At 68.2% G+C, this 10,682-nt stretch carries 12 protein-coding genes and 1 pseudogene; 3 read left to right on the plus strand and 10 right to left on the minus strand.

Annotated features, from left to right (window positions below; genetic code table 11):
- Positions 1-205 precede the first annotated feature (205 nt).
- Positions 206-388: a hypothetical protein gene (locus SPR02S_RS39570; RefSeq protein WP_019062564.1), complete on the plus strand. Its 183-nt coding sequence runs from the start codon at positions 206-208 to the stop codon at positions 386-388.
- On the opposite strand, the gene SPR02S_RS39575 is transcribed toward SPR02S_RS39570, so the two are convergent.
- Both SPR02S_RS39575 and SPR02S_RS39580 read right to left on the minus strand, forming a co-directional pair.
- Positions 379-1,116 carry an HAD family hydrolase gene (locus SPR02S_RS39575; RefSeq protein ID WP_245607693.1) on the minus strand — a complete coding sequence of 246 codons (738 nt, stop codon included), beginning with the start codon at positions 1,114-1,116 and terminating at the stop codon, positions 379-381. The genes SPR02S_RS39570 and SPR02S_RS39575 overlap by 10 nt on opposite strands.
- Positions 1,116-1,997, minus strand: coding sequence for a winged helix-turn-helix domain-containing protein (locus SPR02S_RS39580; RefSeq protein WP_063746297.1), 882 nt, complete (start codon positions 1,995-1,997; stop codon positions 1,116-1,118). The genes SPR02S_RS39575 and SPR02S_RS39580 overlap by 1 nt, the downstream gene beginning before the upstream one ends.
- Positions 1,998-2,153: 156 nt before the next feature.
- Between SPR02S_RS39580 and SPR02S_RS39585 the strand changes: the two genes are divergently transcribed.
- The gene (locus tag SPR02S_RS39585; protein ID WP_019062567.1) at positions 2,154-2,342 is read left to right on the plus strand and encodes a hypothetical protein; all 189 of its coding nucleotides are present in this window, start codon (positions 2,154-2,156) and stop codon (positions 2,340-2,342) included.
- A gap of 71 nt (positions 2,343-2,413) precedes the next feature.
- Here the strand turns inward: SPR02S_RS39585 and SPR02S_RS39590 are convergent, their stop codons facing one another.
- The 5 genes and pseudogenes from SPR02S_RS39590 to SPR02S_RS39610 all read right to left on the minus strand — a co-directional run bounded on the left by SPR02S_RS39590 (position 2,414) and on the right by SPR02S_RS39610 (position 7,748).
- The gene (locus SPR02S_RS39590; protein ID WP_026151268.1) at positions 2,414-3,328 is read right to left on the minus strand and encodes a winged helix-turn-helix domain-containing protein; all 915 of its coding nucleotides are present in this window, start codon (positions 3,326-3,328) and stop codon (positions 2,414-2,416) included.
- Positions 3,329-3,573: 245 nt separating this feature from the next.
- Positions 3,574-4,833, minus strand: a complete 1,260-nt coding sequence (locus SPR02S_RS39595; protein WP_019062569.1) for a GNAT family N-acetyltransferase — start codon at positions 4,831-4,833, stop codon at positions 3,574-3,576.
- Between the two features lie 71 nt (positions 4,834-4,904).
- Complete coding sequence (locus tag SPR02S_RS39600; protein WP_019062570.1) at positions 4,905-5,816, minus strand: GntR family transcriptional regulator; 912 nt, start codon at positions 5,814-5,816, stop codon at positions 4,905-4,907.
- Positions 5,817-6,138: 322 nt separating this feature from the next.
- Positions 6,139-7,072 (minus strand): annotated as a pseudogene (locus SPR02S_RS57355) (asparaginase).
- Between the two features lie 73 nt (positions 7,073-7,145).
- Positions 7,146-7,748, minus strand: coding sequence for an RsiG family protein (locus SPR02S_RS39610; protein WP_043258804.1), 603 nt, complete (start codon positions 7,746-7,748; stop codon positions 7,146-7,148).
- Between the two features lie 202 nt (positions 7,749-7,950).
- Between SPR02S_RS39610 and dtd the strand changes: the two genes are divergently transcribed.
- Positions 7,951-8,376: a D-aminoacyl-tRNA deacylase gene (dtd, locus tag SPR02S_RS39615; RefSeq protein WP_026151270.1), complete on the plus strand. Its 426-nt coding sequence runs from the start codon at positions 7,951-7,953 to the stop codon at positions 8,374-8,376.
- 21 nt (positions 8,377-8,397) lie between these two features.
- Here the strand turns inward: dtd and ygfZ are convergent, their stop codons facing one another.
- From ygfZ to SPR02S_RS39630, 3 genes are read right to left on the minus strand one after another with little or no spacing between them, the layout of a single operon-like run.
- Positions 8,398-9,363 (minus strand): CAF17-like 4Fe-4S cluster assembly/insertion protein YgfZ, encoded by a 966-nt coding sequence (gene ygfZ, locus SPR02S_RS39620; RefSeq protein ID WP_019062574.1) that lies wholly within the window; start codon positions 9,361-9,363, stop codon positions 8,398-8,400.
- A 10-nt stretch (positions 9,364-9,373) separates the two neighbouring features.
- Positions 9,374-9,871 carry a Fur family transcriptional regulator gene (locus SPR02S_RS39625; RefSeq protein WP_020684259.1) on the minus strand — a complete coding sequence of 166 codons (498 nt, stop codon included), beginning with the start codon at positions 9,869-9,871 and terminating at the stop codon, positions 9,374-9,376.
- Between the two features lie 16 nt (positions 9,872-9,887).
- A complete protein-coding gene (locus SPR02S_RS39630) occupies positions 9,888-10,463 on the minus strand; it encodes a heme-binding beta-barrel domain-containing protein (RefSeq protein ID WP_019062576.1) in 576 nt (191 codons plus the stop codon).
- Between the last annotated feature and the right edge of the window lie 219 nt (positions 10,464-10,682).

Here is a 10,682-nt window from a genome sequence, read left to right on the forward strand (position 1 = left end):
GCACGGCGACCAAACCGCTTCCAGCCACATCGGCGGCCCAATGTGACCGCCCACCATGTAAATAGGGCGGCGGCGTTAGCCGATCAAGCCATCTGGGCACATCAAATTTACGGCAACCAGTCCAATTGGAACGGTTGTTGATCCGCAACCGGGCAGAAGTCGTGTCGGAGAGAAACAAACAGAGAGAAACAAGGGGTGGGGTCCCATGATCTCCTTAGAGCTGCTGAGAGCAGTTGTGTCGCTCGGCGTGGAGCAACTGATGCAGTACCGCTACGGGGCCCTCGGCCTCCTGTGCCTCTTCCTGCTCAGCGTTGGTTACAAGGTCCGTAACACCACCTGCATGTCCGTCGGAGCCGTGATCTTCGTGCTCCTGATGACTCAGGCCTGATCCCGCAGCATCTGCAACACCGTGTCCAGGGAGCCGACCACGTGCTCGGCTCCCGCGTCCCGCAGCACCTTCTCCTTACGGTCGTTACGCGCGTAGCCGAGGAACGACACACCGGCCGCTTCCGCGGCTTCGAAGTCCGTGGGAGTGTCGCCGATCATCAAAGTGGCCGACGGTGCGGCGCCCAGGCCCTTCAGCGCACGATTGAGGCAGTGCGGGTCGGGCTTGAGGAGTTGGAGGTCCTGGGTGCGGCCGTAGATGTGCGGGGCGAAGCGGGACAAGAGCCCGCGGCCGGACAGGTAAGTGCGCACCACGCGCGGGGAGTTGTTGGTGGCGATGGCCAGCCGTGAGCCGACCGCCGACCAGGTCTGGATCAGCGGATCGGCGTACGCCGTGGGCATCGCCGAATCCGTGGCCCGCAGTTCCTCCTGCGTGAGACGTTCCTCCAGCTCCGCGACCAGGTCACTGCCCGGATGCCGGCGATCGACGGCGCGCAGGACCATGTGCGGGTCCAGGGAATCCCGTTCCGTCTCCGTCAACAGCCCGTGCAGACCCCGCCCTTCGAGCCACTCGACCAGTTCGCCCGCCACGCGCTCCGCCGTGTGCCCCGCGAACAGCCGACAGATGGGGCCGTCGAAGTCGAACAGGACGTTGCGCGTCTTGGTGATCAGTTCTCGCAGGTTCTCTGTCTCTACTGTCACCGGTTCAGTCTGCGTCGTATCAGGAGTCACTAGGAGAGTGTCAGGTCCGTCGTGATGGTTTCCCAGAGGGCGTCGAACCACAGCTGCGATTGATCCACGAACGCCGCGTCCCGCTCGCCGGTCTGCCGGAGGAAGGAGAAGAGGAGGGACTTGGCGCCGAGGGCGTCGTACATGTCCAGGGTCTGGCTGCCGTACTCCTCCTCCCGCCGCGTCAGCAAGTAGTAACCGAGCAGCGCCTCCTGGCCGTTGAGGAGGTAGAGCTTCACGGGCGGGGTGAAAGGGAGCGCCCGGAACGTGACCTTGACGTCCATGCCGTGCGTGGCTCTCAGAGCCAGCAGGTTGTGCTGGAGCACCTGGCCCTGGGCGTTGCGCATGGACAGCCAGCGTTGGTGGATCGAGTTGTCCTCGCCACTGCCGTCGGCCGGGACGGGGAACGCGAGGGTGATCTCCTTGGAGGGGACCAGGATGCGGACCTCGATCGACTGGGGGCTGAGGCGGCCCTCGTGGATCTGGCGCAGGGGTTCGCCCAGGGCCAGCATCAGGGTCTCGGCCGTGTGGCACACGACGTCTATGCGTACGTTCGATGCCGCGAACGCGTCCGTCAGGCGGGGGGCCAACCCCACCATCGTCGGCTGGGGTTCGCCGCGCAGCGGCGCCGGCGGCTCCGCGATCCGCGGTGGGCTCCCCTTGCTCACGTTCGTCAGGAGGCCCGCCTCCTGGAGCAGCCGCAGTGCCTGGCGTACGGCGCCGCGTTCGACCCCGAACTCCTCCGCCAGGTCGGCCTGGGTGGGCAGGCGGTCGCCTGCCTTGAGGTCGCCGGTGCGGATGCGGTCGCGTAGGGCGTCGGCGATCTCCTGGGGCGAGAAGCTTCTGCTGCCGTTCACTGCCACGTTCTCCTGGGTCACGACCAAACGGTATAACTCTGCCCCATCTAAGGGGAGTTGTTTGGAACCTGATTGTAAGTAGGTGTGAGTAGGTGCCAATCGGGAACAACTTAAGCAGAGTTGGCTGCCAACTTCTCCAAGTTGGTGGAAGTTTTGCTTCCACAGCCCGAAGGGGGAACCACCGTGCCTGCCATCGCCCTCCTCTCCGCCGTCTTCGTCGTCGGCTTCGAGCAGATCGTCCAGTGGAAGTACGGCGCCACCGGGATCATCGGTCTGCTGTTGCTCTCCATCGGCATCAAGGCCAAGAGCCCGGCCATCAGCTCCATCGGGGCCGTCGTCCTGGCCCTGCTGGTCACCGGTCCGGCCCTGTGACCCGTAGGACGACCCGTACGACCCGAAGGCCGCCCCCAAGGTCAGATCAGGTCAGCCACTGCGGGAGGCGATCAGCTCGTGGGTGTCAGCGTGAGCTCCGAACTGATCGTCTCCCACAGTGCGTTGAACCACAGTTGCGACTGTTCCACGAACGTCGTGTCCCGCAGCCCCGCGCCCTGCTCGAAGGCGAACAGCATCGACTGGGTGCCCTCCGCGTCGTACATCTCCACCTGCTCGTGGCCGATCTCCGCCTCGCGCTGGGTCAGCGTGTAGTAGGCGAAGAGCGCCTCCGAGCCGTTGAGCAGGTACAGCTTCACCGGTGGGGTGAAGGGCAGGGCGCGGAACGTGATGTGCACGTCGATGCCGTGGGTCGCGCGTAACGCGAGCAGGTTGTGCTTCAACACCTGGCCCTGGGCGTTGCGTTGGGCCAGCCAGCGGCGTTGCAGCCGGCTGTCGGCCGGGGCGTCCACGCGGGCGGGGAAGGCAAGGTCGATGTCGCTGCTCGGCAGCAGCACCCGGACGTCGACCGTGGCCGGTTTCAGACGTCCGGCGTGGATCTGGCGCAGCGGTTCGCCGACGGCCAGCTGGAGCGAGACGGCGGTGAGACAGAGCGCCTCGATCTCGACGTGCGGCTGCGCGAAGGCCTCCGATATACGCGGCCCCAGTCCCACCATCGTGGGCTGCGGCGGGGCTCCGGGGCCGGTCAGGGCCAGGCCGAGGTCGGGGGCCACGGTCGCCGGGCTCCCCTTGGACATGTTGGTGAGCAGCCGCTCGGACTGCAGGATGCGCAGTGCCTGCCGTACGGCCCCGCGCTCCATGCCGAACTCGTCCGCCAGCTTGGCCTGGGTGGGCATGCGCTGGCCGGGCCGCAGTACACCGGACCTGATCCGGGTGCGCAGCTCGTCGGCCAGCTCGCGGTGTGACCACTGTGGCCGTATTGACCTCGTCCGTCCATTGACGGTGGCGTGTTCCGGGTCCACGACCAAACACTACAACTTCTCGCCATCTTTCGGCAGTTCAAGGAAAGGTGGTTATGAGACGCATCCAAGAGGAGATAACTAGAAGAGAGTTGGTCGCCAACTTGGCTAACTTGGCCGCCTGGGTCTCTCTCCTGGAGGGGAGCCGAGAGCCCGGCGGTCGGCACCACTGGCACACAGGTGCGACAACCACAACTGAACAGCTACGGATGAGTCCATCAGAGTCCATCAACAGGCAGCAGGCGAAAGGTCGTTCAGAAGATGTCCGGGCACCATGGCCGCCTGGACGTACGCAGCAGGGCGTCGGCCACACGGGCGGCGCCCGCTCGTTCTTCCCGGACCCGGCCCGCCGCCGCGAGCCGTACGGCCGACTGGTCCCCGAGCCACAGCGTGCTCAACTCCCGCACATCCAGCGTGAGTTCCGCGCTCTCCGTGGTCGGCACGCACGACGCCCCCTGCGCCGAAGCCGCCAACCGGTAGCGCCCGCCCGCCAGTCCGGCCCCGTCGACCACGTCGAACACCAACGTGCCCTCCCCCTCGTACGACCGCGCCTCCATGGCCCGTACGACATCCAGGATCCGCACCCACAGCCAGTCCGCCTGGGTCGTGATCGTGGCCGCGCGCGGGTCCGGCAGGAGGAGGGGCAGCAGGTCGTCGGGGGCACGCCTGCCCGACTTCACCTTCGCCACCCAGTCGATCGAGCAGAGGTGGTGCCACAGGGCGCGTTCGGCGGCCGGGGTGGTGGCGATCAGCCCCCGCACGGTGGCCGTGTCGAGCGGCTGCTTGGCGTCGGTCCAGGTGTCGTCGCAGTCGTACGTGGCCAGGCCCTGCACCTCGCCGTCGGCCGCGCGGTAGACGGCGTGGAACGGCTCGGTCCACGGTGCGCGCGTCAGGTGTACGGCACCCGTGGTGACCTGCCACCAGCGGTCGTCCCGGTTGATCGCGCCGGGCTGGACGCGGCGCAGCCGCTCGTGCAGTTCGGGGCCGAGTTTGCGTACGTCCTCACCGTCCACCAGGTCGATACGGCCGCCGTCCTCCGGGGCGGACCAACGGGGGTCGAGGCCGGCGCGCTGGACGTCGATCTCCCACTGGGTCATCGAGGTCGCGGGGCCGAAGCCGTAGCGGCCGTAGATCCGGTACTCGGCGGCGATGAGGGTGGCGACGACATCACCGCGTTCCTTCGCGGCGGCCAGGTCCCGGTCCATCATCCGGGTCAGGAGGCCGCGGCGGCGGTGGGTGACCGTGACGGTGACGTTCGAGATGGCGTCCGCCGGGACCGCTCCGCCGCCCACGGCGGTGATCTCCTGCGGGAAGGAACGGAAGGTCGCCACACAGCGGGGGCCGTCGAACGCGCCGAGGGTGCGGGACGGGTCGATGTAACTGCTGCGGTCGGCGATCTCGTCGTCGGAGACGTAGGGAGTGCGCAGAAAACCGGTGTTCAGCGCGCGGATCCAGTCGGGGATCTCGGGCTCCGTGACGGGACGTACGGCGAGGGCGTCATCGCGGGGGGTCATGGATTCACGCTAGGTCTACGGCCGTCGGGTGTCGTACCCATTTTCCTGGCACGGAGCAGCGCCGGGTGAGATCACTCGGCGAGATGCTCCCACGTGGAGTCGAACCACTCCTGCATGTTCGTCACCAACACCGTTCCCTGCGAATGGAGTTCGGCGTCCTTCACATGGTGAGTGAGACTGGCGCCCAGGCCCTGGACATCCAGGACTCCTTCGATCACTTCGCCGTTCTCCATCATGATGGACCGCCGGCACACCGTGTACAGGCCGACCAGCGCCTCTGTCCCGTTCAGGAGATAGACCTTGGACTGCGGCGCCACCCGGATCCGGCGGATCCGGAGATCCACGGAGGGCACGAGCCCGGTCGCCCGCAGATCGCTCAGCACGGTGCGCAACGACTCGGTGTGCCGCCTTGTGATGCTCAGGAACCGCGCCTTCAGACGCTCGTCCTGAGCGGGCTGCCCGGTGCGCAGGTACGGGAGTTCAACTGACTCGGAGGGCAGCATCACGCGCAGGGCGATGCGCTGCGGGGCGATCTCCCCGGCCCGTATCCGCTCCGCCTGCATGCGGATGTGCGCGTCCAGCGACTCGGACGTCAACGTGAAGACGTCCAGGGTCACTTCAGGCTGCCCGAAGGCGTCCTCGATGAGCGCGCGGAGCGTGACCGTCCCGCTGCTCGTCGGGGAGTGGACCTGCGGGCTCCTGACGACCCTGGCCCCGCTTCCCTGGCGCACCTCGATCCAGCCCTCGTTCGCCAGCTCCCTGAGAACCCTCTGCACGGTGTCACGAGAGACCCCGAACTCGGCGGCCAGTTCACGCTGCGTAGGCAGCAACGAACCCCGGGGGTAGGTGTGTCCGTCGTTGATCAGCGCCAGCAACTCGCGTGTGAGGCGCTGGAATTGCCCGCCGCCATCGTCCGATGTGCCGTCACTCACACGGCGACCATACCTCTCCTGATGACGGTCGTGCGTGGCCATCGGCATCATGGCCGTCGTGACGAGTCGGGGATCTGGAGTGGCCCGTGCTCACCCAAGACGTCGCGGTGTGCCGCTAAGCCAGCCCGGCGTGCCGGCGAGACGCGAGCGCGCCCCTCCACTCCGGCCCACAACGCAGTACAGGCAAGGGAATTCCTCCCTCGGCCCCCCATCCCTCCGGGCCGCTCGCTCGCTTCTGAAACGGGCTGGAGCGGATCGAGTCAAGGGTGGAGCGCAGCGGAATCGCCGCAGGCGACGCGACCGCAGGGAGCGCCCTTTACTCGGGCCGCGGAAGCCCGACACTGGCCGAGAAGCGAGTGGCCCAACCCCGCCCCTAGAACACCGCCCGGATCTCCCCCACCTCACGGCCCCCGCCCAACACCGCCGCCCTCCCCAGCCCCTCCGCCCCTGGCACCCCCATCAACCCCAAGGCCCTCCCCAACACCGGCCCCAACGCCCGTCCCGCCCCGTCCTCCGCCTTGAACGCGAGCGCCCGCCCGTCCGGCAGGGCGACCGCCTGGACCGCCTCCGCGCCCATCTTCGAGAGCACGCCCGGTACCGCCCGCATCAGCAGCGTGTCGGGGCGACGGGTGCCGGCGACGTACTCGGGGTGAGCCCGCATCGCGTCAGCGACCCGGCGTTCCGCCGAACCCGGGGCGGCCAGGACGAAGAATCGGAACGCGCGGGCCAGGCCGGTCAGGCTGATCGCCAGTAGCGGGGCGCCGCAGCCGTCCGTGCCCACTGCTGCCACCCGCTCGCCCGACATTTCTTCCACAACCCTGTGGATAAGTTTTTGGAGCGGGTGTTCCGGGTCCAGGTAGGAGTCCAGCGGCCAGCCCCGTTGCGCACTCGCCGCCAGCATGGCCGTGTGTTTGCGAGCAGTTCATGGCGATGCGGTCGCGTACGGCGCCCGAGGCCAGGTACGTCTCCTGTTCGACGGGGTCGAGGGGGAGGTCCGGCGGGCACTGCAACTGGCTTGCGTCCAGGCCGTGTTCGGAGAGGAGTCGGCGTACCAGATCACGGTGGAAGAGTTCGCCGGAATGGCTCGCGGCGGCGATCGCGAGGCGTTCGCCGGTGAGGTCCAGGCCTGCGCGGAGAACTCCCGCCGCCTGCATCGGCTTGTTGGAGGAGCGGGGGAAGACCGGGGTCGTCACGTCACCCAGGGCCCGTTCCACCGAGCCGTCCGCCGCCAAAACCACCAGGCTGCCCCGGTGCCGGCTCTCCACGAAACCGGAGCGGACGACCTCGGCCAGCACCGGAGGGGGCACACCATCAGAAACCCGTGCAGAAACCCCCGTAAAACCCGCATCCTCAGTCGTCACGTCGGGCCCCTCACGTCACTCACGTCAGCAGGTCGTCCACCAGTGCCTCTCCCTCACGGTACCTGCGGGCGATCTCCGCGCTACAGCCGTCGGCCGTGTGCTGGAGGAGCTGTCGGCGCCGGGACACCTGCTGTTCGTAGCGCACCAGGCGGCCCATCGCGCTGGTCAGCTCCAGGTCGGTGCGGGCCTCCAGGTCCGACAGTTCGACCTCGGCCAGCATCTCCGCGGCCAGCAGCCGGTACTCCTCGCTGTGCGGGGTGCCCAGCGTGACGTGCCGGGCCGAGGAACGGTGGCGGGCGGGGGCGTCGGTGAGGATCTCCGAGAGACGGTCCACCACCGAGGCCGCGCCCGCCGGGGAGCGGCGGGCCAGTTCGGCCCGCAGGATGTCGATACGGCCCTGGAGGAGCCGTCGTACGTAGCTCAGGTCGGCCTCGTCCCGCTGGGCGTCGCGGCGCACCGCGCGCAGCTCCGGGAGGCGCAGTGCGGTCAGGTCGGGTGCGGCCGGTTCGGCGGGCAGCAGCGGGCTGTCGACGCGCTGCACGGGCGGGCGGCGCGTGGCCGCCCCTCCCGCGCGGATCAGCGAGACAGTCCCGGGGGGCTGCCCGGTACTCGGTGTGCTCATGTGCCTCTACCCGTCCCCTCGACCGGCGTGTGGACAGCATCGTGCCACCCCCAGTGGCCGCTATGTGACCGAGTGCCCCCGAACGGCCCCAGATGGGGGGTTAAGGAGCAAAAATCGACCCACCTACGGCCGCCTCGGAGCCCTCGGAGTCCTTCTACGGCCGCCTCGGGGTCCTTCTCGTCCGCACGGCATCATGGGATCCATGCGAGCAGTGGTACAGCGAGTGGACAGCGCGAGTGTCGTGGTCGAAGGCGAGACGGTCGGGGCGATCGACGGCGAGGGACTGTGCGTCCTCGTCGGCGTCACGCACGAGGACACCAAGGAGAAAGCGGCCCAACTGGCCCGCAAACTCTGGTCGATCCGCATGCTCCACGACGAGAAGTCGTGCAGCGATATCGATGCGCCGCTACTCGTCATCAGCCAGTTCACGCTCTACGGCGATGCCCGCAAAGGGCGTCGGCCCACCTGGAACGCCGCGGCCCCCGGCGACATCGCCGAGCCCCTCGTCGACGAGGTCGTGGCCCAACTCCGCGCCCTGGGCGCCACGGTGGCCACGGGCCGCTTCGGCGCCCAGATGCGCGTCTCGCTCACGAACGACGGCCCGTTCACCGTCGTCATCGACCTCTAAGACCCGACTAAGACCCCACAACTAGGGCTCTACGACCACTTCCTGGGCCGCCGCCGTACTGTCCGCCAGCAGCGGCGCGTCCAACGGCACGTTCCGCTTCACCAGCGCGAGGGCGATCGGCCCCAGCTCGTGGTGGCGTACGGACGTCGTGATGAAGCCGATCTTGCGACCGTCCACCCCCTCCTCCGCGAGCCTCAACTCCGTCCCGTGGCCCGGGAGATGGACCTCGCTGCCGTCAAGGTGGAGGAAGACGAGGCGGCGGGGCGGCTTGCCCAGATTCTGCACCCGAGCCACCGTCTCCTGGCCCCGATAGCAGCCCTTCTGGAGATGGACCGCCGTGCCGATCCAGCCCAGCTCGTGCGGGATCGTGCGGTGGTCGGTCTCGAAGCCGAGGCGGGGGCGGTGGTGCTCGACGCGCAGCGCCTCGTAGGCCAGGATCCCGGCCGGGGGGCCGGACTTCTCGGCGTACGACTCCAGGTCCTCGCGCGGGAGGAAGAGATCGCGGCCGTACGGCGTCTCGCGTACGACGGCGCCGGACGGGACCTCGGCGATGGAGCCGGCGGGGACGTAGACGACCGCGAACTCGCTTGTGCGGTCGGTGACTTCGACGCGGTAGAAGAACTTCATCGACTCCAGGTAGGCGATCAGCGCCTCCTGGGTGTCCGGTTCGGTGTGCATCCAGACCGTGGTGCCGTCGTCGACGAGGTACAGGGCGTGCTCGATGTGGCCGTGCGCGGAGAGGATCAGCGCCTCGGTGGCGACGCCGGTGGGGAGGTCGCTGACGTGCTGGGTGAGCAGGAGGTGCAGCCAGCTCAGCCGGTCGTCTCCGGTGACGGCGACGACGCCCCGGTGGGAGAGGTCGACGAAACCGGTGCCGTCGGCGAGGGTGCGCTGCTCGCGGAACAGGTCGCCGTAGTGGGCGGCGACGCCTTCGTCCACTCCTTCGGCGGGGACGGCGCCGGGCAGGGACAACAGGGGGCTCTTCATACGAGTAAGCCTACGACTCGGTAGTTGAAGTCTCAGCCGACGTCTTACCGGTCGCGTTCCCGCCCGCGCCCGCGCCTGCGCCCGCGCTTGCGCAGTCCTTGCAGCGGCCGAAGATCGCGAAGTGCTTCATGTCGGTCTCGAAGCCGAAGGTGTCGCGCAGCTTGGCCCGGAACTCGGCGGCCACCTCGACATCGGCCTCGATGACGTTCGTGCAGTCACGGCAGACCAGGTGGATGTGGTGGTGCCGGTCCGCGAGGTGGTACGTCGGCGCCCCGTGCCCGAGGTGCGCGTGGCTGACCAGCTGGAGCTCTTCGAGGAGCTCCAGGGTCCGGTACACCGTGGAGATGTTCACCCCCGACGCCGTCTTCCTCACCTCGATGAGGATGTCGTCGGGGGTCGCGTGCTCCAGGGTGTCCACGGCTTCGAGCACGAGTTGCCGCTGCGGGGTCAGCCGGTAGCCGCGCTGCCGCAGATCGGTCTTCCAGTCAGTGCCTTGGGTGCTCACCACACCTCAGAGTCTAGGTCTACTTGAAGAAAGCGATCCCGTCGTCCGGCATGTCGTCCGGGAGGGCCTTCGCCCAGCGTTCGACGTCGTCCGGGGTGACGATCTTCTTCAGGTGGGCCGACATGTAGGGGCGGAGTTCGACCTCGGGGGTCTGCTTCTCGCCGACCCACATGAGGTCGCTCTTGACGTAGCCGTAGAGGCGCTTGCCGCCGGTGTAGGGGCCGGAGGCGGCCGTGCGGGCGACCGCGTCCGTGACCAGGTCGATCTGGGGCTTCTGCTTGGCCAGCTCGCCGTACCAGATCTCGACGACTCCGTCGTCGCGGGTCATCGTGACTTCCACCTTGCGGTCGGCGTCGATGCGCCAGAAGCCGGACTCGGTCTCCAGGGGGCGGACCTTGTTGCCGTCGTTGTCCAGGACCCAGGTGTGGGAGCGGTACTCCAGGAAGTCGCGGCCGTCGTGCGTGAAGGAGACCTCCTGGCCGAAATTGCACTTCTCGGAGCCCGGGAAGTCGTGCACACCCGCGCCGGCCCACTCGCCGAGCAGGAAGACGAGGGGGACCAGGTCCTTGTGGAGGTCGGACGGGATCTCGATCATGACGTCAGCAGTTCCTCGGTGGGGGTCAGCGCTGGCCCTGGTACAGCTTCTTCACGCTCAGTCCGGCGAAGGCGAGGACGCCGACGCAGACCAGGACCAGCAGGGTTTCGAAGAAGATCTCCAACACGGGTGCTCCTTGAGCGGTACGTACACAGGCCGGGCCCCAGCTTACGCGTCTGGGGCCCGGTGCTCACGGTGAGGTACGGCTAGGTGGGCATC

The organism is Streptomyces prunicolor NBRC 13075 (assembly GCF_000367365.1).
Taxonomy (GTDB): Bacteria; Actinomycetota; Actinomycetes; order Streptomycetales; family Streptomycetaceae; genus Streptomyces; species Streptomyces prunicolor.